General features: G+C 71.2%; 21 protein-coding genes. 8 read left to right on the forward strand and 13 right to left on the reverse strand.

What is annotated here, in order from left to right; genetic code table 11:
- Positions 1 to 17: 17 nt before the first annotated feature.
- The gene (locus Aco03nite_RS13570; RefSeq protein ID WP_203795410.1) at positions 18 to 1,631 is read right to left on the reverse strand and encodes an AMP-binding protein; all 1,614 of its coding nucleotides are present in this window, start codon (positions 1,629 to 1,631) and stop codon (positions 18 to 20) included.
- Between the two features lie 14 nt (positions 1,632 to 1,645).
- Positions 1,646 to 4,372, reverse strand: a complete 2,727-nt coding sequence (locus Aco03nite_RS13575; protein ID WP_203795411.1) for a type II toxin-antitoxin system Rv0910 family toxin — start codon at positions 4,370 to 4,372, stop codon at positions 1,646 to 1,648.
- A gap of 120 nt (positions 4,373 to 4,492) precedes the next feature.
- Here Aco03nite_RS13575 and Aco03nite_RS13580 point away from each other — a divergent pair, with 120 nt between their 5' ends.
- The 4 genes from Aco03nite_RS13580 to Aco03nite_RS13595 are packed head-to-tail and all read left to right on the forward strand — an operon-like array spanning position 4,493 to position 8,163.
- Entirely contained in the window at positions 4,493 to 5,131 is a 639-nt protein-coding gene (locus tag Aco03nite_RS13580) for a TetR/AcrR family transcriptional regulator (RefSeq protein WP_203795412.1), read from the forward strand.
- Positions 5,131 to 6,267, forward strand: coding sequence for an acyl-CoA dehydrogenase family protein (locus Aco03nite_RS13585; protein ID WP_203795413.1), 1,137 nt, complete (start codon positions 5,131 to 5,133; stop codon positions 6,265 to 6,267). Before Aco03nite_RS13580 ends, Aco03nite_RS13585 begins: the two co-directional genes overlap by 1 nt.
- Positions 6,264 to 7,358 (forward strand): aminotransferase-like domain-containing protein, encoded by a 1,095-nt coding sequence (locus Aco03nite_RS13590; protein WP_203795414.1) that lies wholly within the window; start codon positions 6,264 to 6,266, stop codon positions 7,356 to 7,358. Before Aco03nite_RS13585 ends, Aco03nite_RS13590 begins: the two co-directional genes overlap by 4 nt.
- A 10-nt stretch (positions 7,359 to 7,368) precedes the next feature.
- Positions 7,369 to 8,163 carry an SAM-dependent methyltransferase gene (locus Aco03nite_RS13595; protein ID WP_203795415.1) on the forward strand — a complete coding sequence of 265 codons (795 nt, stop codon included), beginning with the start codon at positions 7,369 to 7,371 and terminating at the stop codon, positions 8,161 to 8,163.
- Here Aco03nite_RS13595 and Aco03nite_RS13600 read toward each other — a convergent pair.
- Positions 8,139 to 8,831, reverse strand: coding sequence for a TetR/AcrR family transcriptional regulator (locus Aco03nite_RS13600; RefSeq protein WP_239145128.1), 693 nt, complete (start codon positions 8,829 to 8,831; stop codon positions 8,139 to 8,141). The two genes, Aco03nite_RS13595 and Aco03nite_RS13600, sit on opposite strands and share 25 nt — an antisense overlap.
- A 115-nt stretch (positions 8,832 to 8,946) precedes the next feature.
- Between Aco03nite_RS13600 and Aco03nite_RS13605 the strand changes: the two genes are divergently transcribed.
- Complete coding sequence (locus tag Aco03nite_RS13605) at positions 8,947 to 10,371, forward strand: NAD(P)/FAD-dependent oxidoreductase (protein WP_203795416.1); 1,425 nt, start codon at positions 8,947 to 8,949, stop codon at positions 10,369 to 10,371.
- A 13-nt stretch (positions 10,372 to 10,384) separates the two neighbouring features.
- Here Aco03nite_RS13605 and Aco03nite_RS13610 read toward each other — a convergent pair whose 3' ends face one another.
- Together Aco03nite_RS13610 and Aco03nite_RS13615 are read right to left on the reverse strand one after the other, a co-directional pair.
- Entirely contained in the window at positions 10,385 to 10,603 is a 219-nt protein-coding gene (locus tag Aco03nite_RS13610; RefSeq protein WP_203795417.1) for a hypothetical protein, read from the reverse strand.
- 10 nt (positions 10,604 to 10,613) lie between these two features.
- Positions 10,614 to 11,249, reverse strand: a complete 636-nt coding sequence (locus tag Aco03nite_RS13615; protein ID WP_239145129.1) for a TetR/AcrR family transcriptional regulator — start codon at positions 11,247 to 11,249, stop codon at positions 10,614 to 10,616.
- A 62-nt stretch (positions 11,250 to 11,311) separates the two neighbouring features.
- Here Aco03nite_RS13615 and Aco03nite_RS13620 point away from each other — a divergent pair, with 62 nt between their 5' ends.
- Complete coding sequence (locus tag Aco03nite_RS13620; protein ID WP_203795419.1) at positions 11,312 to 12,109, forward strand: alpha/beta fold hydrolase; 798 nt, start codon at positions 11,312 to 11,314, stop codon at positions 12,107 to 12,109.
- Here the strand turns inward: Aco03nite_RS13620 and Aco03nite_RS13625 are convergent.
- On the reverse strand, positions 12,102 to 12,578 hold the full coding sequence (locus Aco03nite_RS13625) for a DUF4265 domain-containing protein (protein WP_203795420.1): 477 nt from the start codon (positions 12,576 to 12,578) through the stop codon (positions 12,102 to 12,104). The genes Aco03nite_RS13620 and Aco03nite_RS13625 overlap by 8 nt on opposite strands.
- A 104-nt stretch (positions 12,579 to 12,682) precedes the next feature.
- Positions 12,683 to 13,228: a GNAT family N-acetyltransferase gene (locus Aco03nite_RS13630; RefSeq protein WP_203795421.1), complete on the reverse strand. Its 546-nt coding sequence runs from the start codon at positions 13,226 to 13,228 to the stop codon at positions 12,683 to 12,685.
- 70 nt (positions 13,229 to 13,298) lie between these two features.
- Here Aco03nite_RS13630 and Aco03nite_RS13635 point away from each other — a divergent pair, with 70 nt between their 5' ends.
- Positions 13,299 to 14,486 carry a PQQ-binding-like beta-propeller repeat protein gene (locus tag Aco03nite_RS13635; protein ID WP_203795422.1) on the forward strand — a complete coding sequence of 396 codons (1,188 nt, stop codon included), beginning with the start codon at positions 13,299 to 13,301 and terminating at the stop codon, positions 14,484 to 14,486.
- Position 14,487: 1 nt separating this feature from the next.
- Here the strand turns inward: Aco03nite_RS13635 and Aco03nite_RS13640 are convergent, their stop codons facing one another.
- Positions 14,488 to 15,450, reverse strand: a complete 963-nt coding sequence (locus Aco03nite_RS13640) for a DUF1152 domain-containing protein (protein ID WP_239145130.1) — start codon at positions 15,448 to 15,450, stop codon at positions 14,488 to 14,490.
- Positions 15,451 to 15,500: 50 nt separating this feature from the next.
- On the opposite strand from Aco03nite_RS13640, the gene Aco03nite_RS13645 reads away from it, so the two are divergent.
- Entirely contained in the window at positions 15,501 to 15,986 is a 486-nt protein-coding gene (locus Aco03nite_RS13645) for a DUF6346 domain-containing protein (protein WP_203795423.1), read from the forward strand.
- On the opposite strand, the gene Aco03nite_RS13650 is transcribed toward Aco03nite_RS13645, so the two are convergent.
- The 5 genes from Aco03nite_RS13650 to Aco03nite_RS52875 form a co-directional block, all read right to left on the reverse strand.
- Complete coding sequence (locus Aco03nite_RS13650) at positions 15,964 to 16,335, reverse strand: STAS domain-containing protein (RefSeq protein WP_203795424.1); 372 nt, start codon at positions 16,333 to 16,335, stop codon at positions 15,964 to 15,966. The two genes, Aco03nite_RS13645 and Aco03nite_RS13650, sit on opposite strands and share 23 nt — an antisense overlap.
- Before the next feature lie 99 nt (positions 16,336 to 16,434).
- Complete coding sequence (locus Aco03nite_RS13655; protein WP_203795425.1) at positions 16,435 to 17,295, reverse strand: hypothetical protein; 861 nt, start codon at positions 17,293 to 17,295, stop codon at positions 16,435 to 16,437.
- 68 nt (positions 17,296 to 17,363) lie between these two features.
- Positions 17,364 to 19,115, reverse strand: a complete 1,752-nt coding sequence (locus tag Aco03nite_RS13660; RefSeq protein WP_203795426.1) for a cellulase family glycosylhydrolase — start codon at positions 19,113 to 19,115, stop codon at positions 17,364 to 17,366.
- A gap of 19 nt (positions 19,116 to 19,134) precedes the next feature.
- The gene (locus Aco03nite_RS13665) at positions 19,135 to 19,848 is read right to left on the reverse strand and encodes a matrixin family metalloprotease (RefSeq protein ID WP_239145134.1); all 714 of its coding nucleotides are present in this window, start codon (positions 19,846 to 19,848) and stop codon (positions 19,135 to 19,137) included.
- Between the two features lie 71 nt (positions 19,849 to 19,919).
- Positions 19,920 to 21,890, reverse strand: a complete 1,971-nt coding sequence (locus tag Aco03nite_RS52875) for a GGDEF domain-containing protein (protein WP_275415860.1) — start codon at positions 21,888 to 21,890, stop codon at positions 19,920 to 19,922.
- Positions 21,891 to 21,921: the final 31 nt, after the last annotated feature.

The raw sequence follows: 21,921 nt of genomic DNA on the forward strand, positions 1-21,921 counted from the left end.
CAGACTCTATCGAGGTTCTACAACGGGCCGGTGTCCAGTTCCCGCCGCAGCAGTTTGCCGGTGGGGTTGCGGGGCAGCTCGTCGACGAAGACCACGTCCCGGGGGACCTTGTAGCGGGCCAGGCTCGCGCGGACGAACTCGCGGATCTCCTGCGGGTCGCGGGCCGAGTCCGCGGACGGGACGATGAAGGCACGCAGCCGGGTGCCGAAGTCGGCGTCGTCGACCCCGATGACGGCGGCGTCCATCACGTCGTCACGTTCGGCGAGCAGGTTCTCCACCTCCTGCGGGTAGACGTTCTCACCACCCGAGATGATCATGTCGTCGTCGCGGCCGTCGATGTAGAGCAGGCCCTCGGCGTCGAAGTGGCCCTGGTCGCCGGTGGCCATGTGACCGTCGATCACCTGCTTGTGCCGGCCGTCGGTGTAACCCTCGAACGGGATGCCGGTGCGTACGAAGATCCGGCCCTTCTCCCCGACCGCGGTGATCTTGCGATCGGCCGAGTCGTACAGCGCGACGTGCACCGTGACCGGCGGCTTCCCGACCGTTCCCGGCGACTTCCGGAGCTCGTGCGGCTTGGCCACCGACGCCACCGCGACCTCGGTCGAGCCGTACACGTTGTAGAGGACGTCCCCGAAGACGTCCTGGAACCGGGTGCTCAGCTCGGGCGCCAGCGCCGACCCGGCCAGGAACACCGTCTTCAGCGACGACGTGTCGTACTTGCCGATGACGTCCGGCCCGAGAGCCAGCATCCGGTTGAGCATCGTCGGCACCGTGACCAGCATGTGCGCCCGGTACTCGGCGATCGCCGCGAGGATCGCCTCGGCGCCGAGCCGGCGCAGCAGCACCGCGTGGTTGGCCAGCGACAACCCGACCGTCCAGGCGCCGAAACCGGTGCTGTGGAACAGCGGCGACGCGATCACCGCGGTGCCCTGCCGGGGGAAGTCGATCCGGTCCGCGATCAGGGCGCTGGCCAGCGGCGACACCTTGGTCCGGGGCGCGCCCTTGGGCAGTCCGGTGGTGCCGCTGGTGAGGATGATGAACCCGCCCGGTTTCGCCGGGATCGGCAGCGGCACGGTGGTCGGCTCGGCGGCCGTCAGCTCCTCGACGGTGAGCAGGCCCTCGGGGCGTACGTAGTCGTCGTCGGCCCAGCTCAGGTACCGCGGGATGTCGTCCGGTACGGCGCTGACCACGTCGGCGAACTCGCTGTCGTACATCAGGAACCGGACGTTCTCCCGTTTGATCACCTCGACCAGCTGCGAGGCGGCCAGCCCGGTGTTGAGCATGGCCAGGCGCAGTCCGGCGCGGGCGGTTCCGGTGATCGCCAGGGCGAGACCGCGGTGATCCCGGGCGAGCACCCCGATCACCGACTTCGGCGGCAGCTCGACCCGGCGCAGCGAGTGCGCGAGGGCGTTGGACCGCTCGAAGAACTGCCGGTACGTCCAGGTGCCCCGCTCGTCGGTCAGTGCCGGGGCGTTCGGGTGCTCGGTGGTGGCCTTCTCGGTGAGGGCGGCCTGCGGGCCGAGCCTGGCGTTGTTGCCGGCCGCCTTGAGCAGCCGGTCCGGGCGGAGCAGGTTGACGATGCCGATCTGGTGCATCCGCAGGACGGCGTGCAGATGTTCGAGGGTGCTCACGTGTCGGGCCCTCCCTATGTGGACTCGGCCGTCGACTCCCGGCCGATGATGTGTTTGGACTGCTGGACCGCGCGCGGTTCGTTCGCGGCGATGTCGGCGGCGAGTTCCAGCGCGGTGGCCAGCGCCTTGCCGGGCGACGTGACGCGATTGATCAGGCCCAGGTCGTGCAGCCGGCGGGCGGGGAACGGCTCGCCGGTGAGGGCCATCTCCAGGGCGGTGCGACGGGGCAGGCTCCGCGCGAGCCGTTGCACCCCGCCCGCGGCGACGTGGCCGCTCTTCACGCCGGGGAAGCCGAGGACGGCGTCCTCCGCGGCGACGATCAGATCGGCGGAGAGCGCGAGTTCGCACCCTCCGTCCAGGGCCGTGCCCTCCACCGCCGCGATCAGCGGCTTGGTGGTCCCGGTGATGCCGGCCGCGACGAAGCACCCGGTCAGCACCGCCACCCGGGCGATCGGGTCGGCCTCGAAGTCGGCGATCGCCTTCCGCAGGGCGCGGGCCTGGTCGTCGTCGGCGCGCGAAAGCCGGAGGACGGTGACCGGGCCGTCCCACTCGACGATCAGCGGTGGCTCGCCCGGCGGCGGGAGATCGACGGGCGTGGTGTCGGTGACGGTGAACGTGGTCCCGGTGACGTCGAGCTGCCAGCCGATCGGATCCGTCTCGGCCAGCAGCTCCGACAGCTCCGAGAATTCCGGCAGTCTCAGTACGACCCGGTCGCCGCCGGGGGTGATCGCGGTGACGATCGCCGGGGCCGGCCCACCGAACCGCTCGTAGGGAACCGTGTACGCCTCCAGCACCGCCGGCCCGGTGTACGAGCCGAGCGACCGCCGGGCCGCCGGCCGCGGGAGCCGGGGATCAGCGTCGATGTCCTGGAACGCCCGCGCCGGCGGCCGCGCCGACAGGACCGTCCCGGCATGCTTGGTCAGGTACCACCCCAGCGCCGTGGCCAGCCCGTACGCCTCCGGATCGGCACGCAGCCGGGGCACCAGGTTCGCGATCGCGTGACTCGTGTAGTTGTTGCCCGGCCCACCCGCGAACGTCAGTCCACCCGTGACGGTGAGCCGCTCCGGATCCTCGACGGGAAGATCGAGTTCCAGGGCCGCTATCTGTACGGCGGACGGAAAGCAGGCGTAGAGGTCGACGTGCCCGACCTGCTCGATCGTGACACCGGCATGCCCCAGCACCGCCTCCCCGACCGCCCGGATCGCGGGCGACGAGGCGAGATCGGCACGCTCGGTGACGTACCACTGTTCGGTGGCATGCGCCCCGGCGTGCAGGAACACCCACCGGTCCTGCGGGACACCCGCCTCCTGAGCCGCCGCCGCGCTGCACACGATGATGCCGGTGCCCTGATTGACCTGCAGGTTCGCGGTGAGCAGCTTCGGGTAGGGCGCGGAGATCATCCGGTTCGCCGGGGACGGGGTGGCCAGTTCCGCCGCGGTGTGCGCGGTCGGCTGCCAGGCATGCGGGTTACGTGCGGCGATCGCCGAGAAACCGGCCCAGAGCCGGGTGATCCGTTCCCGGTGCTCGCGCGGGGCGAGCCCGAGGCGCCCGCGCACCGCCGACTCGATCAGGGCGTAGAGGTAGATCGGCGCGACCAGGCCGGCGGCGGTCTCCGGATCGTTGTTGGCCGGGTCGTCGTTGCCGACGGTACGGGTGGGCGAGGTCCCGTCGTCCTGCACCGGCCAGTCCAGCGGCCGCCCGTCCTTCTCCGCGGCGGCGGCCGTGGACGCGGCTTCCGCCCCGCCGAGGACGGCGATGTCCGCACGACCGTCGGCGATGGCGGCCGCCACGTCGTTGAGCAGCCGCAACGAGCCGTCGCCACCGAAGATCGTGGTCTGCACGGTGGTGTCCGGACGAGCGCCGACCGCCTCGGCGATCAGCGCCGCACCGTCCCGGTACTGCCACGAGACGCTGGCGACGTACCCGCAGAGGTCTGCTCGGGAGAGAAGTCGATCGTCACCGGCATCGGCGGCGGCCAGGTGAAGGGCACGGACCGCGAGGGAGACCGGGTCTCCCCCGGCCGCTTCGGTGGACCGCTCGGAGACCTGCCCGGCCCCGACGATCACCGGTGTCCAGGCGTCGACGTCCACCCCGGTCCGCTCCCACCGCACCGGCGCCGGTTTCACCCGGTCCCGGCGCGCCGTGCCGTCCGCGCCACCGGACCGGCGCGGCGGTGCCGACAGGGCGAGACTGCCCAGCTCGGCCAGGGACCTGCGCATGGAGTCGGTGAGGTTGCGGGCGACCATCGGGCCGACCGGGCCGTCCGCGGAGCCGCCTTCGACACCGCCGTCGAACCGGAGGACCGAGCCGCTCCCGGCCGGGGTCACCGAGAGGTGGAAGCCGACCGTGATGCCCATCGGGGCGGTGCCCTCGAAGAAGACCGCCCGGCCGTCGACCACGCCGGTGACCGTCCAGCGGACCTCGCTGGGCACGCCCATCAACCGGATCCGCTGCCGGAACCGGACCCCCTCGGCGAACGTCTCCGGTCGCTCGCCGATCCACTCGGCGTGCTGGATCAGCCAGCTCGGCATCCGCGCCGGGTCGGCCAGGGTGGTGAAGACCTGGTCGGCGGTGGCCCGCACCGGCAGTGTCACCGCCGACGGGTACCGCAGGCGGCGCGGTGGTTCGACGGCGGCGGGCGGGGCGTCCGGCTCCGGGCGGCGGCGGCTCAGGGCCGTGGCGGCGGCCGCACGCGCGACGGCGATCGCGGCGCGCAGCCGGGCGGAACGAGAACCGGGCATCGACTCCCCTAACAGTCTGGCCTGACGGTAAAGGGGTGACGCGGGTCACGGCAAGTGCGGAACGATCACTGAGAATCGGCTGTATGGACGGCGGTAACCGTCAGGTCGTACGGTAAATCGGTGAAACGCACCCAGGCGCAACGCAGTGGGGCCACCCGGGCGAAGATCCTGGAGGCGACGCTGCAGTGCCTGGTCGAGTGCGGTTACGCGGAGACCAGCACCGCCGAGGTGCTGGCCCGCGCCGACGTCCCGCGCGGCACCCTGCTGCACCACTTCCCGACCAAGGTGGACCTGCTGGTCGGCACGGTGCAGTTCCTCTCCGGCCGCCGCGTCGAGGCGCTGACCGCCGAACTCGCCGCGATCAGCCCCGGGACCGACCGTCTCGACGCGCTGATCGACATCATCTGGCGGCACTTCTCGTCGCCGCCGTTCTGGGCCGCACTGGAGTTGTGGAACGCCGCCCGCACCGACACCGAACTGCGCGACGCGCTGATCCCGGTGGAGAAGGAGATCTTCACCGTCCTGCACGACCGGGCCCGTGACCTGCTCAGCGAGAGCGTGCCCGGTGATCCACGAGTGCCGACCGTTGTCGAGTTCAGTTACGAGGTCCTGACCGGACTCGCGATGACCGGCATAGTGAGCGGCGACCTGGGACATCGCGAACTGGTCCTGCGCCGCTGGAAACGGGCGGCCGCGATCCTCCTCGGCCGCCGGGATCCCGCCACCCTCGTCGAACGTGCCCGCTCGAAGGAGAGTTGATGTACGCCACCCCCGAACGTCTCGCCCTCGCCACCTCGATGAAACAGTTCGTCAGCCGGGAGATCCACCCATACCTGGCCGACTGGGAGAAAGCCGGGGAGATCCCCCGCGAGGTGCACGCGCAACTGGCCAAGGCCGGGTTGTACGGCATCGGGTTCGCCGAGGAGCACGGCGGCGACGGCGGCGACAGTGTCGACACGGTCGTGGCCACCGAGGCGTTCCTGGAGGCCGGCGGCTCGTCCGGGGCGCACGCCTCGATCTTCACCCACGGCATCGCCCTGCCGCACATCGTCGCGTCCGGGGACGCCGGGCTGATCGACAGGTTCGTCCGCCCCACCCTGGCCGGTGAGAAGATCGGCGCCCTCGGCATCACCGAGCCGGACGCCGGTTCCGACGTGGGCTCGATCCGCACCACGGCGGTCCGGGACGGCAACTCGTACGTGGTGAACGGCGCCAAGATGTTCATCACCTCGGGGGTCCGGGCCGACTTCGTCACCACCGCGGTCCGCACCGGCGGTTCCGGGGCGTCGGGCATCAGCATGCTTGTCGTCGAGCGGGGCACCCCCGGGTTCACGGTGTCCCGCAAGCTCGACAAGATGGGCTGGCTCTGCTCGGACACCGCCGAGCTGTCGTTCGTGGACTGCCGGGTGCCGGCCGCCAACCTGGTCGGCCCGGAGAACTTCGGGTTCGCGCTGATCGGGCAGGCGTTCGTCACCGAGCGGATCATCGCGGCCGTGCACGCCTACGCGACCGCGCAGCGCAGCCTGGACCTGACCCTGGAGTACGCGAAGACCCGGGAGACGTTCGGCCGCCCGCTGATCAGCCGGCAGGTGGTCCGGCACAAGCTGGTCCAGATGCGGCAGCGGATCGACACGTCCCGGCAGTACACCCGCTGGGTCGCCGAGCAGCACGCCGCCGGCGAGGGCATGATCGGCGAGGTCTGCCTGGCGAAGAACGCCGCCGTCGAGGCCTGCAAGTACGTGGTCGACGAGGCGGTCCAGCTGCACGGCGGCATCGGCTACATGCGCGAGTCCGAGGTGGAACGCAACTACCGGGACACCCGCATCCTGGGCATCGGCGGCGGCGCCACCGAGATCATGACCGATCTGGCCGCGAAGATGTTCGGCTACCAGTGATCCAGTTCGAGGGCCGCCCGGGCATCCTCGACCTGTCCTGGGGTCATCCCCGCCCCGATCTGCTGCCGGTCCGGGAGTGGGCGGCCGCCGCAGCCCACCTGGACTGGCGCGCCCTGACCTACGGGGCGTCCGCGGGCCCGGCTCCGCTGCTGGAGTCCCTGGATGATCCGGATCGGACATTCACCACGGGCGGTACGTCCCACGGGCTGGCCCTGGTGACTCAACTCCTGACCTCGCCCGGTGACGTGGTCGTCGTCGACGCGCCCACGTACCACCTGGCGTTCCCGATCCTGCGGGACCACGGGCTGACCGTGGTCCCGGCACCGGCCGACCTCGCCGGGCTGGTCCGGGCCGTCCGGTCGGGCGGGCGGCGGGTGTCGATGCTCTACCTGGTGCCCACCTTCGGGAACCCGACCGGCCGGAGTCTGCCCGGCGAGCGGCGGCACGCGCTGATCGAGGTCGCCCGGCAGGAGGGGCTGACGATCGTCGAGGACGACACCTACCGGGAACTCGCCTACGACGGGCCGGCCCCGCCGTCGCTGTGGGAACTGGCCGGTGGCGCGCCGGTGATCCGGCTCGGATCGTTCGCCAAGACGGTGGCGCCGGGGCTGCGGCTGGGCTGGATCAACGCGGAACCGGAGATGATCAGGCGGTTGACCGGGCTCGGCTACGTGCACAGCGGCGGCGGCGTCAACCACACGACGGCGGTCACCATGGGCGTGTTCCGGGCCGGCGGTGGTTATCGGCGGCATGTCGAGAGGGTGCGGGCGAAATACCGTACCCAGAGAGATGCCCTGGTCACCGCCTTGCGGGAGAATTTCGCCGAGGTGGAGTCGCCGGCCGGCGGCTGGTTCGTCTGGCTGCGGCTGCCCGAGCGCCTGACCCGTGCCGGAGTCACCGCCGGCAGCCTGCTGCCGATCGCCGAACGGCACGGCGTGTCCTACGTCCCCGGCCCGAGATTCTGGCCGGACAACTCCGGCGACACCGACCGGATCCGCCTCAGCTTCTCCCACCTGCCACCCGGCGACCTGCGCCGGGCCGCGCAACGCCTGGCCGAGGCGACGATTGCCGCGAGCGTCCACAAGCGATAGATCTGGTTCCATGACTGCAGACGACTGGGTGCCGGCCGGGACCGACACGAGCCGGCCGAGTGCGGCGCGGGTGTACGACTACTTCCTCGGCGGCAGCCACCACCTGGACGTGGACCGGGAGCTGGCGGGGCGGGTCGAGGCGATGACCCCGGACATCGGCGCGACCATGCGGGCCAACCGGGAGTTCCTGCGGCGGGCGGTCCGGTTCCTGGCCGCTCAGGGGATCCGGCAGTTCCTGGACATCGGGTCGGGCATTCCCACCTCGGGAAACGTGCACGAGATCGCGCACGCGGAGGCGCCCGGGGCCGCGGTGGTCTACGTCGACGTGGATCCGGTGGCGGTCGAGCACAGCCGGTCGATCCTGGCCGGCGCCGAGCGGACCGGGGTGATTCTCGCCGACGTCCGGGACACCGATCTGGTTCTGCTCGGGGCGGAGCGGACCGGACTGATCGATTTCCGCCAGCCGGTGGCCGTACTCTTCGCCGGAGTTCTGCATTTCGTCGCCGACGAGGACGATCCGGCGGGCATCGTCGGCGACTTCCGGGGCATCACCGCGCCGGGTTCCTATCTGCTTATCTCGCACGCCACCGCGGACGGGCAGCCGCCCGAGGTGGTCGAGGCGCAGAAGTTGTCGTCCCGGACCGGGACCGGCATCGTCCTGCGCCCGCACGCCGAGATCGCCTCCTGGTTCGAGGGCTTCCCGCTGGTGGAGCCGGGTCTGGTGCACATCCCGCTGTGGCGGCCGTCCGGACCGGTGGAGCATCCGGAGCGGTTCGGCGCCTATGCCGGGGTCGGGCGGTCCTGACCGGGGGCGGCGTGGATCAGGGCCTCGATGAGTTTGTCGATGGTGCCGGGGAAGGCCGAGTTGTACATCGACGGCAGGTGGTCGCGGACCAGGTGGACGTTCGGGTACCCGTCGGCGGGCAGTGACGTGTAGACCCGGGACCAGGCCTCCTGCTCGGCGTCCTCCTGTTCGGCGGTCAGCTCGGCGGCGTCCACGGCAGCGACCGCGAGCACCGTGTCGACGAAGTCGCGGTAGTGCCGGACCGCGTCGGCGGGGGCGAACCCGGCGCTGAGCATGATGCCGATGCCGGTGTCGACGACCCGCATCTCGTGCGGGCCGGCGGTGACCCGGATGGCGCGCAGGTGGGCCAGCCGCGGGTGCTGGCGCATCGAGCGGCGCAGCACCGCGGCCAGGTCACGCAGCGAGTCGGCCCAGTGGTCGCGGGACACGAACTCGGCCAGGGCGTCACCGATCAGCCGGTCGGCCAGGGCCAGCTGGAGCGCGTCCATGTCACGGAAGTAGCGGTAGACCGCGGTGGGGTCGGCGCCCAGCTCGGCGCCGAGGCGGCGGACGCTCAGTTTGTCGCCGCCGGGCGCGTCGATGAGCCGCAGGGCTGTGTCGACGATCATGTCGGCGGTGAGCACGACCCCGGCGCGCGTCTTCCGCCGTCGGGCTCCCACGCTGCGCACACGTTCCGCTCCTGGCACTCCCCCACTCTAGCGCCTCTTATGTCAACGCATTGACATAAGAGGCGCGGGGCGGTTCGATCTGTTCACGAGATCGCAACCGGCTAAGGACTCCACCATGGCGGCCACACCCCCCGCTTATGATCTGGCCCTCCGTACCGACGAGAAACGCATCCGCGAGGCCCTGGCCGGCGCGGTCCGGACTCCCTTCTGGCTGGAGGACCCCGGTCGCCCCGCCCCGGAGCCCGCTCTCACCGGTTCGACCACGGCCGATCTGCTGGTGATCGGCGGGGGCTACTGCGGACTGTGGACGGCACTGATCGCCAAGGAGACCGCCCCGGAGCGCGACGTCGTGCTGGTCGAGGGCAATGAGATCGCGTGGGCGGCGAGCGGCCGCAACGGCGGGTTCGTCGAGGCGAGCCTCACCCACGGCGCCGAGAACGGGCGCCGGCACTTCGCCGACGAGCTGCCGATCCTGGACGCCCTGGCCGCGGAGAACTTCGCCGGGTTCGAGGCGGCGCTGATCCGGCACGACATCGACGCCGAGTTCGTCAAGGACGGCGTCATGGCGGTGGCCACCGAGCCGCACCAGGTCGACGAGCTGCGCGCGGCCGACGGCGGGACGACGACGTTCTACGACCGGGAGCAGCTCGGCTCGATGGTGCGCTCGCCGCTGTTCCGGGCCGGCCTGCTGCAGCGCGAGGGCGCCGCCCTGGTCAACCCGGCGAAGCTGGCCTGGGGGCTGAAGGCGGCGTGCCTGCGGCTGGGCGTGCGGATCTTCGAGAACACCCCGGTCACCGAGATCAAGGATCTGCAGAGAAGTGTGCGGGCGGCCACCTGGGCGGGCAGCATCGAGGCCCGGCACGTGGCGCTGGCCACCAACGGGTTCCCGTCGCTGCTCAAACGCAACCGGCTGCTGACCGTGCCGGTCTACGACTACGTGCTGATGACCGAGCCGCTGACCGATGCCCAGATCGACGCGATCGGCTGGCACCGGAACTTCGGCATCTCCGACTCGTCACGCCAGTTCCACTACTACCGGAAGACCTCGGACAACCGGATCCTGTGGGGCGGCTACGACGTGGTCTACCACAGGGGTGGCGCCATCCGGCCCGAGCACGACCAGAACCCGGAGACGTTCGCCCGGCTCGCCGACCACTTCATGCAGACGTTCCCGCAGCTCGGGGACGTACGGTTCAGCCACGCCTGGGGCGGCATGATCGACATGTGCACGCAGCTGGCCGCGTTCCAGGGCCGGGCGATGGGCGGCAAGGTGGCGTACAGCAGCGGGTTCACCGGTTTGGGGGTGGCCGCCACCAGGTACGGCGCGACGGTCATGCTCGACCTGCTGGACGGGCGGGACACCGTCCGGACCCGGATGCGGATGGCGAAACGCAAGCCGCTGCCGGTGCCGCCGGAGCCGGTGCTCTATCCGGCGGTCCAGGTGATCCGCGGCGCCATCGCCCGGTCGGACCGCAACGGTGGCCGCGACGGTTTCATCCTGAAAGCGGCCAACGCGTTCGGTTTCTCGTTCGACAGCTAGGGGCTCGGAAGGGTCAGAGGGCGCGGAAGCCGGGCTCCACCTCACGAACGCAGTGCTCCGCGTCCTCCTTCGACAGGCCCCGCGACGTCAGCGCGGTCATCACCTCGGTCGGCCGGGCTCCCCCGTCGACGACGGTGATGCCGTTGCTGCCCCGGACCAGATGAAGTTTGTATCGCATTCCGGTCCACTCCACGCGCACCGCGGTGACCGGCCCATCCACTGCATCGTTCATGGCGTTGATCCTAGAGAAGGGCCGAGAAGAGCCCGCGCAAGGTCCGTTCGAAGAGATCCGGGCGGGGCGTGCCCGGGTCGCCGATGGCGACGACCAGGTTGGGGTACGCCGTGACGTCCAGCGCCGTGAAGGCCGGCGGCGGCGCCGACCGCTCGGACCGGGCGAAGAGGGTCACCACGCCGGTCATCAGGGCGAGCGTCTCGAACTTGGCGGCGTTGTCGGCCGGCACCGGGGCCAGCACCCCCAGGCAGTGGTCGAACCAGCCGAGTGCTTCCGGCCCGAAACCGCTGGTCCGGGGCAGCACCTCGATCAGCCACGGGTGCCGCCGGTACAGGCCGAGTTGCAGCCGGGCCAGGCCGAGGAGCGCCTCGGTCCAGTCGGCACCGGCGCCGGGGTGGGGCCGCAGTTCGCCGACGACCCGGTCGGCCATCAGGTCGAGCAGGTCGTCGCGGGACGACAGGTGCCGGTAGAGCGTGCCCGCGCCGGTGCCGAGCGCGGCGGCGACCGCCCGCATCGAGACCGCGTCCAGCCCGTCCGCGTCGGCGAGACCGATCGCGGCCTGCACGATCTCCGCCCGGCTGTGGGTGGCCTGCGGTCCGCGGCTGCCACGTTGCGGGCGGTTCCAGATCGGGGGTGCGTCGCTCACCCGGACCACTGTAAACTGCGAACAGCGTTCGCGGTTTACGCGACCCAACCCAGGGAGGCGAGATGATCGAGGCACGAGACGGGGCGACCATCCCGGTGCACACCCGAGGCAGCGGCCCGGCGATCGTGATCCTGCACGGCGGCGGCGTGGACATCAGCGTCTACCGGTGGATCGCGGCGGCCTTCGAGGACCGGTTCACCATCCACCTCTACAACCGGCGCGGCCGCGCGGACGCCCCGGCCCGCACCCGGCCGTACGACATGCGGGAGGACATCGACGACCTGGCCGCGGTGCTCGACCGGACCGGCGCGGTCAACGTGATCGGGCACAGCGGCGGCGGTTTCATCGCCCTGGAGGCGGCCCGGGAACTGCCGATCGAGCGGCTGGCGCTCTACGACGCGGCGGTCCACGTCGACAACCAGTTCCCGACCGCCTGGCTGGAGGGCGCCCGGGCCGCCCTGGAGGCCGGCGACACCGCCCGGGCGATCGCCCTGGTCGGGCGGGGCATCAACACCCATCAACCGGCGTCCAGGCTGCCGCTCGGGGTGCAGACGGCGATCTGCCGGGCGTTCCTGCGCACCCCGATCGGAAAGATGATGGGCGAGCTGCTGCACCTGACGTTCGAGGAGTCGAACTCGATCTTCGAGCACGCCGGCCCGGCCTCGAAGTGGTCCGGGATCACCGCGAAGGTGCTGCTCGCGTGCGGTGCCGGCGGCCCCGGCTACTACCCGAAGATCAACGAGGCGCTGGCGTCGGTGCTCCCGGACGCCCGGACACTGCTGGTCCCGAAGAGCGCCCACGACGCGCTGAACCGCGCCCACCCGCGCATCGTGGAACCGCTCGTCGAGTTCTTCAGCTAGGGCTGGCGGCGATCCAGTCGTCGCCGACGCAGCCCTCCTCGTAGTCCCACCAGCCGTCCCGCGCGCCGGCCCGCAGCACCCGCTGCACCGAGGCCAGGTCGGCGCCGGGCGGCACCTCGAGGGCGACCAGCCCGTACTGCTGGGAGCCCTCGCCGGTGACCCCGAACGGCTGGAACGCGTCGAGCACCCTCTGCAGCGAGCCGTGCAGCGGCCCGGTGCGGAACGACACCACCCGGATCGTGCAGTTGCCCGACCACTTCACCAGCTCGGCGGCCCAGAGCCGGCCGTCGCCGTCCGGCTCGACCCGGATCAGGTCGCCGTTCGCGATCCCGCGCACGAACCAGGGCACGTTGTCCAGCCGGACCACGTCGCCGTCGACCGGCTCGGCCCAGACACTCTCCACCGACACCGGCGGCCAGTCCGCGTCGTCCCGTGGAAGGTCGAAATGGACCTTGACCCGCTCACCCATGGTCTCCCCGCACGCTGTTCAAGCCATGCCGACCTCGGCGTTTCCGGTGACGACCCGCACACGATAGCCCCGATGACGCCGGGCCCGAATCATCCGCCCGGTCGTCATCCGCGGGCGAGCCACTGCTCCCTGGTGATCGCGTACTCCACCTCGCCCTGGTCCGAGCCCGGGATCGGCGGCAGGTCGGGGAAGAACGTCCGCACGTACCGCAGGCCGACCTTCTCCATCACCGCGCGCGAGCCGGCGTTGATGGTCATCGTCTCGGCCACCACCCGGGTCTGGCCGGCCTCCTCGAAGGCGTATCGCAGCAGCTCACGGGACGCCTCGCTGGCGTAACCCCGGCGCCAGACCCGGCGTGACAGCCGGTAGCCGAGTTCGGCCGCCCCCGGCTCGGGTTTCGGCGGCAGCATCATCAGGCCGATGAACTCGCCGTCCGGCCCGAACGCCATCCAGTAGCCGAGCCCGTCCCCACGGTCGCCCGCCACCAGCCGTTTCGTATGTGATTCGAGCACCTCGTCGCGGCTCCGGGCGCGCCCGTAGAGGAAACGCAACACCTCGGGGTCGGCGTCCAGCTCGACCTCCAGCTCCAGGTGCTCGTCGCTGAGCGGGACCATCCGCATCCGCTCGGTGTGCAGGGTGGGTCGTGACATCCGCCAACGATCACACAACGGACCCGCCGGCGCGACGGAAATCCGCACGCCGCTGGTCCATTCTGGAGTCATGTATCGACGACGGTTGACGGCTGTCCTGCTCGTCACCGCGCTGGCGCTCGGCGGATGCTACGGACCGGCGGCGGCCGATCTGCGGGGCGGCGGTCCGCTGGTCGAGCGCTGGCGCATCCCGGCGCCGGTCGCGGTCTGGGCGTTCGCCGACCCGGTGCGCGGCCTGATCGGCGCGGACCGGCGGCTGGCCTCGGTGGAGACCGGGGCGGGGCGGCTGCGCTGGGTGCATGAACTGCCGGGCGGGTACCGGGTGTCCGCCTCGTCGGTGTCGGTGGCCGGGGCGGCGGTGCTGGTCCGCGGGCCGGGCCGGTTCCGGGTGCTGGACCGGGCCGCGGGCACCGTGCGGTGGGAGCGGGAGTTCCCCGGGCAGGTGGCCGTCGAGGAGGAGGGTGACGCGCTGCTCACCGCCGAGTGCGACACCAAGGGCTGCGACGTGGCCGGGTGGGGCCTGGCCCGCGGGCAGCGCCTCTGGTCCCGGCGGGTCGGCGAGCGGGTCACCCTGGTCACCGCGGGCCCGCAGATGTGTTACTGCGTGTTTCTGCTGGGCCGCCGTTCCGTCTCCGCGGTCGGCACCGAGGACGGGAAGGTCCTCTGGACGATGCGGAAACCGGCCGGGGTGACCGGCCTGATCCCCGACCTGTACCGGCAGATCCTCTGGACGCCACCGCAGGACCCGGACTGCGCCGCCACGCTGCGCGGGGTCGACCGCGGCACCGTCGTCTGGACCCGCGAGGTGATCACCACCTGCGACACGGCCGCGCCGGCGATCGACGACGACTCGCCCGGCTCCCTGACGCTCCCGGTGCCGGGCGGACTGCGGATGGTGAACGGCTACGACGGTGCGGGCCGTGTCCTGCCACTCGACCAGGACGAGCGCCTGATCGAGACCGGCACGGACCGGATCACCTGGACGCCGGGGGTGGGTTACCGGTCGATCGACAGCACCGACCGGACGGCGGCGAGTGTCCCGCCACCGTCGATCGCCAAGCCGTCGGCGACGTCGACCAGGTTCGGCATGTGGCTGCTGGGCTCCGGTTCCGGCCTGGTGCTCTACGACCCGGTGCGCCGTGCGATCCGCTGGACCGGCCCGGCCCCGGTCCTGATCACCGACGACGACCGCCTGGTCTACGTGGACGGCCCCGACCTGGTCGGCATCGGCCCCCGCGAGGGCGCGGTCAAGGATTGACCTAGTGCGGGAAGCCCCGGGGTGGGCGGGGGGTCACCTCTTCGCGGAAGGCCTCGATGCGGGTGGCCACCTGGCGCATGCCGACGGTCTCCTCGATGCGGTCCAGGTAGAGCGAGCGGGCGGCCAGCGCGGCCAGGTCGACGGTGAAGTAGACGGCCATCAGCGGGTTGACGAACAGCTTGCTGTCCGCGGTGCGGCGGGTGAAGCGTACGTCGCCGAATTCGCCCTGGGTCGCGGCAGCGATCTGCCCGTTGACGATGCTGGGCCGCATCGGGGTGGCGGCCTGGGCCGCGGCGACCGCCGACCGGTAGAGCACCGCCTCCCGGCTGCGCCCCGGGATGGACAGCGCGCCCAGGTAACCGCCGTCCCGGTCGAGGGCGGCCAGGTTCTCCAGCACCTGGGTGTGCACCACACCGTGGTACGAGTCGATCCCGAAGCCGAGGCAGGTCACCAGCCGGACCGGCACGTCGATCCCGGCGACCGCGGCCAGGCTGGTCATGTCCTCGACGGGGGTGCCGAGGCCGGTCTCGTCGCCGCGCATCAGGATGTCGGTGCCGCCGTCGACGAGCACGATCGCGTCGACCCCGAGCGAGTCCACCAGGTGCTGGTAGGCGCCGCGCAACGGCTGCACCCCGGTCCGGAAGAAGGCGTGCACCAGCGACGGCAGCTTGTTCGCGGCCAGCCAGCGGGACAGGGTCCGTTCCGGGAAGTAGTGGTCGGGCCCGTCGGTGTCCGGCCGGACCGCCGCGATGCCGGGCGCCGTCCACGAGTCCAGGTCGACCAGCTCCAGTTCGGTGAACGCCAGGTTCGCCAGGTGGACGGTCACGCCGCGGTCCCAGAGGGCGATCGCCAGCGGCAGACCGGCGTAGACGTCGAAGCCACCGCCCGCCCCGGCGATCAGCACGTTGCGGGCTCCGTCCAGAGCGGCGAGAAGTGGCGGTTCCCCCAGCCGATATTCACTCACCGATCAAATGATCCACCATGGCCTCGACATCGTGCGGGAGGATGTCGGGCATGACGAGGGAGCTGGAGGCGTCGGTGGTGGCGGATCCGCGGGCGGGTGGGCGCCCGTCGATGCGGCTGACGCTGATGCTCGTCGTGGTCGGCTGGCTGCTCTTCAACGCCGGGACCACGATCGGGCGGTTCACCGGGCCGGACTTCACCGGGACGACCGACCGTGGCGTCGGCACCGTCGAGAAGTGTGAACGGCGTGGGCCGATCACCCTCTTCGACGGTGTGGGCTGGTTCGATGCCTGTTATGTGTGGGTGGAGTGGGACCGGAACGCCTCGGAGCGTCTGCTCATCGACGACCCCGGCTTCTTCCAGGGCGAGAAACCCGGTGACACGGTCCGGATCGGGTACGGCATATCCCGTCCCGAGGTGCCGTACTCGGCGACGCTCGGCCTGCTCATGTACCTCTTCTGCGGCGCCGGGGTGCTCCTCTTCGGGGTCGGGCTGTTGCGGGTGGCCGCCGGTCTCAGGCGGAGATCTCCCGGTTGAGGTCGTCGGCCCAGACCGGGGCGTAAAGGGTGTCCGGCTCGACCAGGCCGGTCAGGGCGAGGGCCTGACGGACGTGGCCGTGCGCGTTGCTGATCTCGTAACCGTGGCCGGCGCGCAGCGCCCGGGTGTAACCGACCATCAGCAGGTCGATGCACTCGCTGCCGATGGACTCGGCCCGCTCCACGTCGACGATGACGCGGAGACCACGGCGGCCGGAGGCGAACGCGTCCCGCATGCCGGTGCGCAACACCCGGCTGGCGTCGCGGTCGAAGGCGCCGATCAGGTGCAGGTGGACGGTCGAGCCGGTCTTGTGGGTGGTTCGCTCGATCTCGTAGCGCGGGTCTTCCATGCCTACCGATTTACCCGGTGTACGTGTCCGCGCGCCAAATTCGGGATTAAAGGGTGACGGAACCAACAGTTCGACTCCGCCACCCGTGACTGCCGGTGATCAGAACGGAACGGTCACCAGTTCGCTGTAGAGCAGATCGATCTGGTGGGGTTCCAGGATGTCGCTGCGGAACATCCGGCGGCGGTCGGTGCGCACGTCGATCGCGCCGCGCGGCCGGAACCCGGCCACCCGCGGTTCCAGCAGGGTCGCCGGGACACCGTGGCGCAGCAGCAGGTGCCCGGTGAACGGGCGGAACATCCGCTGGAACACCGCCCGGTCGCTGACGTGCACGAGCGAGGCGAAGAACGGCAGGTTCCGGGGCCGGTCGTGCCGGAAGACGGCCCAGCAGACGCCACCGGGGTCGGCGAGGACGACGTGCCGGGCGGCCGGTGCGTCCCGATGGTCGCGGTACAGCTCCAGGACGTCACCACTGAGAAGATCCTCGATGCGCCTGGGGTCGCCGGTCACGATCCGGCCGCGCCGGGGCACCGGCGGCGACGGCAGATTGGGTACGGCCACCAGGGCGCTGTCCAGGTGCCGGAACCCGAGGCGCTCGTTGATCGGGACGACGTTGCCGCTCGGGGACAGATCGGTGAAGTGATACCCCGGCTGTCTGATCAGCGCCCGAAGCAGTTTCACGCCGAGCAGCCGGTATTCGGGGAGCACGCACCAGCCGGCCAGGTTGCAGAACCGCTGGCGCACCCCGCCGACCGTCCGGTCGGCGTAGAAGGCCAGATAGACCCCGACGACGAGACCGGCGGCGAGGAGCATGTAGCCGTGGTTGGGTGCGGCCGACTTCCACGTGGGACTGATCGACCGCGCCCACATCTCGGCGCTGATCCGGGTGTTGAGATGGGCGTGCAGGAAGTGCGCGACCCGGGACACGTCGGCGGACGTGATCGGCAGGACCTGGACGTTCATGATGTCAAGGGTCGCTGCCGATCGACGTCGTCCACAGTTGCAGATGTCATGTCATACGTGAGACCGATTCACAGGGTGGCGGCCCAGGCCAGCAGTTCGGTCCGGGCCGCGGTGAGCGTGGCGGCCGGCACCGACGCCACGTCGGAGGCGTTGACGACCAGCGCCACGTGCACACTGCCCGCCGCCGACCCGGCCGTGTCCAGCAGCAACCGGCGGGCCGTGGTGGCGCCCGGCTCGGTGCCGACGGCGATGACGCCGCTGGTGGTCAGGCCGGAGCGGGTGCCGAGGTCGGAGACGACCACGGTCCGCCCGGTCGGGAAACTCGCGGGCAGATGCAGTTCGGTGGGCGCCCCGAGTGCCGCCGGGGGCTCGCGCCAGACGAGTACCCCGTACTGCCGCCCGGAAGTGAGCCCACTGATCGCGGTGAGCCGGGCGGGAACCGTGAGCCACGCCTGCTGCCGCCCGGACCCGGCGAAACCCTCGCGGGCCAGATCCTCGTAGGCGAACGCGACGGTGCTGCCGGCCACCGCGCTGGGGAAGAGCCGGTCGAGCACCCGCGGGTCGAGTCGCAGCGCCCCGTCCGCGATCACCGAGTGGTCCTCGCCGTTCCAGGCGTCGCCGGTGGTCTGGACCTTGTTCGGGTTCCGGTTCATCAGCTCGTTGTGGTGCCCGCTGTAGACGTCCCACTGCCACTGGGTGGCCGACAGGACCGTCCCGGAGTTCTTCGCGTTGGTCCAGAAGTTCGCGCCGGACAGCCGGGAGTCCAGCCCCTGGTACATCGACCTGATCATCCACGGGGTGCGCGACGAGCCCATCCTGTTGCCGAACTCGGAGACGAACGCGGTGGTGTTCAGCGCGGTCGCGCGGTCCCGGATCCGGTTCATCGCCGCGCTGTACGTGCCGTCCCCGGCCGCGGTCGGGTCCAGGGTGATCCGGGCGCCGTCGTAGTAGTGGCTGTTGAAGACGTAGCGCGAGCCGAGCGGCGGGATCGTGGACAGGCCGCCGGCCTCGCCGAACGTGGTGTTCCAGAAGACCAGCGGCTCGGCGTAGACCGGCCGGTCGGACCAGCCGGTGTCGTCCATCGCGGCCCGGAACCGCTGGTAGAACGGCAGCAGGTAGTTCGCTTCCCAGGTGGTGCCGGCCGCCCCGTCCAGCCCGCCGTCGAACGGCTCGTTGAACGGATCGATCCCCAGCACCATCGGATAGTCGACCCGTGACCGCAGGTGGGTGAGCATCGCGCGGGCCTGGGTCAGGTAGGCGTCCTGCAGACCGTACCTGTTGCGCCAGAAGTCGTACGCCGCCCCGCGTACCGCGTTGTTGGTCAGCATGTTCTGGCCCCACAGGATGCAGATCCCGCAGGACTCGGTGGGGTAGCTCCCCGCGTCGACGGCCCATTTCGGGGCGCCGTCGCCGGTGTACCAGCTGCCCTGGTTGAACAGGTACGACGACCAGAGGTCCTGGTGGTAGTCGATCAGGACCCGGATGCCACGGTCGGTGAACTCCCGGATCTGGGCGGCGGCCCGGTCCAGGTAGGCGGTGTCGATCCGGTCCCGGGCCGGCTGCACGCCTTCCCAGCTGATCAGGTAGCGGATCACGTTGGCGCCGGTGAGGTCACGCATCCGTGCGGCCGCGGCCGCCGCGTCGGCGGTGCTACGGAAGGGCAGGAGACCGTTCTCGTACAGCTTGGTGCTTCCGGAGACGTTGAAACCGCGGAGCACGATCTCCCGTCCCCGGGAGTCCGTGGGGGCCGCGACGGCGGATTGCGCCGGCACGAACACCCCCACCACGACCAGCAGAAGTGTTACGAAGAGAGCCCGCATAAATCGAAGTTAATCATTTTTACCGCTCGTCATAAAGGCACCCGGACTTCTTGCCCAGCTTGTCCAGGCCGACCAGGTCGCCCGCGCCCCAGACCGCCTTCTTCGAGGTGATCGTGTGGTACATGATCTGGCTCTTGTCCTCCTGCACCGGGTGCGCCAGACCGATCGCGTGCCCGATCTCGTGCATCAGCACCGCACCGGTCACGCCGCCGTTCGCCGCGCCGAAACCGCGCTTCATCTTGGCCACCCCGGGAGCGTTCAGCACGACCGCGCCCTCGACCATCTTCAGCGCGTCCGCGCCGTTCGCGGTGTACGCCGACTGCCACGAGCCGCCGCCCATGCCCAGCGCCCGCGCCCCGGCCGGCAGCCACTTACTCTGCTTGCCCGGGTTCACCCAGGCGATCACCATCTCGGTGCCCTTCGGGTACGTGCCGTTGTACCCCTTCTCCGCCTGCGGAATGACGCTCGTGGTGCCGGCGTACCGGAAGGTCAGACCGGTCGCGGCGCTGATCCGGCTGATCGCCGTCTTCACCTCGGACAGCGACTCCTTCGGCGCCCGGTCCAGGTTCACCCGGTAGTCGATCGCGCCGCCACACGGATCCCAGCGGGCGATCAGCCCGGAACCCTGCGACTGGCTCATGAACGCGTACGACTTGGCACTGCCGGCGGCGGCCTGCGCCACACCGGGCTGGGCAACCACCAGGGAAGAGATCGCGGCGAGCATGACGAGCACACGCTTCAAGATGACGTCCGATCTGATCGAAGGAGAACCCCATTTCAGATCGGTCCGGGTGCATGCCCGGGTCACACTCGGGTGCGAACAGGTTTCTCCTGGTAGAGGCGGGCGTCGGCGACCGCGTACAGGCTGTCGAAGTCGTCGCCGTCCACACCGGGGGCCGCGACCCCGACGCTCACGCCGGTGCGCGCCGCCAGCGCCTCGCGGATCCCCTCGGGGTCCGGGTCCGCGGTCAGCACCACGAACTCGTCACCACCGAGCCGGCCCACCTCCCCGTACGACGCGAGCGTGGTGGCCACCCACGTCAGCAATTCGTCGCCGGCGGCGTGCCCGTGCGTGTCGTTGAGCTGTTTGAAGCCGTTCAGATCCAGAACCATCAGGCTTTTCGGCGTACGCGTGAACAGCTCGGTGAAACCCCGCCGGTTCAGCACCCCGGTCAGCACGTCCACCCGCGCCAGCCGGGTCAGCATCCGCCGCTGCCGGGCCGCCGCCCGCCCCTGCATCGCACACGCCCACGCCACCGCCGCCGTGCCCAGCAGGTGGATCGCCACGTACCACCCGGTGGCGTCCCCGACCCGCAGCCCCACCAGCAGGTACAGCGCCCCGGCGACCAGCGCCACCGGGGCCGCCACCACCGGGCGCATGCCCAGCATCAGCAGCGGGATCGACAGCAGCATCCCCACACCCAGCGCGTGATCCACCCCGCCGTCCAGGGTCGCGACCGCCGCACAGCTCACGAACGCGCTGCCCGCGAACGCCAGCATCAACGGCCGGGCCGCCCGCGACCGGCTCAGCCAGCCCGCGCCCGCCACCACGGCCAGCCCGGTCAGGAAACCCCACACCGACAGCGCGATCAGGCCGAACCGGTGCGGGTGATCGGCGGCCGGCAGCACCACGTAGACCAGCGCCACACAGGTCTGGGTCATCGACATCCAGCCCGGGTCGGCGATCGAATGGCGACGGCGCTCCCCCGCCTCCACCTCGTCGGCGGCGGTCCGGCACACCCCCTCGCGGGCGGCCGCCACCGTCTCGGCGGTCGGGGTCCGGCGTACCCGCGCGAACTTGTCCTGGTAGAGCCGCTCGTCGGCGATCCGGGTCAGCGCGGTGAGGTCGGTGGCGTCGGCCGGGAACTCCGCCCGGCCCAGGCTCAACGGCGCGCACCGGCGCAGCCGCTCCACCCGCTGCGCGGTGTCCGGGCCGGTCAGCAGAACCGCGAACTCGTCACCGCCGAGCCGGCCCGCGACGCTGCTGTCATCTGCTCGCAGTTCCTGCCCCACCCAGGCCAGCAGATCGTCGCCGGCGCGGTGGCCGTACGTGTCGTTGACCTCCTTGAACCGGTCCAGGTCCAACAGCACCAGGGTCGCCGGGTTGCCGTCGGCGAGCACGGCGGCCACCCGGTCGTCGAAACCGCGCCGGTTCAGGCAGCCGGTCAGCGGATCGGTCCGGGAACTGCTCGCCAGCCGCCGGCGCAACGACGCCAGCACACTCGAATGCCGCAGGCACAGCACCGCGACGCAGCCGTAGCCGAGCGCGTGCACCAGCGCATAACCCGGCGGGGCCGGATCACCCCAGATCCAGACGACGGCGTACGAGGCCAGTCCCAGTCCCGAGACCAGCACGAACGCCCGCGGTGGCACCACGATCGCCATCAGCACCACGGTCAGCGGGATGAACGAGCCGAGCGGCCCGCCCAGCCCGCTGTCGAGCAGCGCCAGCGCCGCCGCCCCGGCCAGGTTGACCGCCGCGCCCGCCAGCTGGATCCAGATCCACCAGCGGGTCCGGGCCACCAGCCCGGCCGTCGCCCAGCCGAACAGCGCGAACCCGATCAGGGCGGCCGAGACGACGAGCAGAAGGAGCCGGCAGGTGCTGATGGCGTACGCCGCCGAAAGGACCCCCGGCACCGCGCCGTAGACAGCCGAGGCCCGCAGCGACTGCCGCCGCGACTCCCGGCCCGCTCTCGGGGTTCCGCGTTCCACGACGTGCACCATCGGCGGGCCCGCGCGGGCCTTGAGGGTTTGCTGCTTTTCACCCCTCAGCACCGGGGTGCACCCCGTGCGGGTGACGCGGTTC

The organism is Actinoplanes couchii (assembly GCF_016862075.1).
GTDB lineage: Bacteria > Actinomycetota > Actinomycetes > Mycobacteriales > Micromonosporaceae > Actinoplanes > Actinoplanes couchii.

Excerpts from the sequence above, each read along its gene's own strand:
- Aco03nite_RS13575 (WP_203795411.1), bottom strand. The coding sequence starts at position 4,372 with ATGCCCGGTTCTCGTTCCGCCCGGCTGCGCGCCGCGATCGCCGTCGCG.
- Aco03nite_RS13585 (WP_203795413.1), top strand. The coding sequence starts at position 5,131 with ATGTACGCCACCCCCGAACGTCTCGCCCTCGCCACCTCGATGAAACAG.
- Aco03nite_RS13595 (WP_203795415.1), top strand. The coding sequence starts at position 7,369 with ATGACTGCAGACGACTGGGTGCCGGCCGGGACCGACACGAGCCGGCCG.
- Aco03nite_RS13605 (WP_203795416.1), top strand. The coding sequence starts at position 8,947 with ATGGCGGCCACACCCCCCGCTTATGATCTGGCCCTCCGTACCGACGAG.
- Aco03nite_RS13610 (WP_203795417.1), bottom strand. The coding sequence starts at position 10,603 with ATGAACGATGCAGTGGATGGGCCGGTCACCGCGGTGCGCGTGGAGTGG.
- Aco03nite_RS13620 (WP_203795419.1), top strand. The coding sequence starts at position 11,312 with ATGATCGAGGCACGAGACGGGGCGACCATCCCGGTGCACACCCGAGGC.
- Aco03nite_RS13625 (WP_203795420.1), bottom strand. The coding sequence starts at position 12,578 with ATGGGTGAGCGGGTCAAGGTCCATTTCGACCTTCCACGGGACGACGCG.
- Aco03nite_RS13630 (WP_203795421.1), bottom strand. The coding sequence starts at position 13,228 with ATGTCACGACCCACCCTGCACACCGAGCGGATGCGGATGGTCCCGCTC.
- Aco03nite_RS13635 (WP_203795422.1), top strand. The coding sequence starts at position 13,299 with ATGTATCGACGACGGTTGACGGCTGTCCTGCTCGTCACCGCGCTGGCG.
- Aco03nite_RS13645 (WP_203795423.1), top strand. The coding sequence starts at position 15,501 with ATGACGAGGGAGCTGGAGGCGTCGGTGGTGGCGGATCCGCGGGCGGGT.
- Aco03nite_RS13650 (WP_203795424.1), bottom strand. The coding sequence starts at position 16,335 with ATGGAAGACCCGCGCTACGAGATCGAGCGAACCACCCACAAGACCGGC.
- Aco03nite_RS13655 (WP_203795425.1), bottom strand. The coding sequence starts at position 17,295 with ATGAACGTCCAGGTCCTGCCGATCACGTCCGCCGACGTGTCCCGGGTC.
- Aco03nite_RS13660 (WP_203795426.1), bottom strand. The coding sequence starts at position 19,115 with ATGCGGGCTCTCTTCGTAACACTTCTGCTGGTCGTGGTGGGGGTGTTC.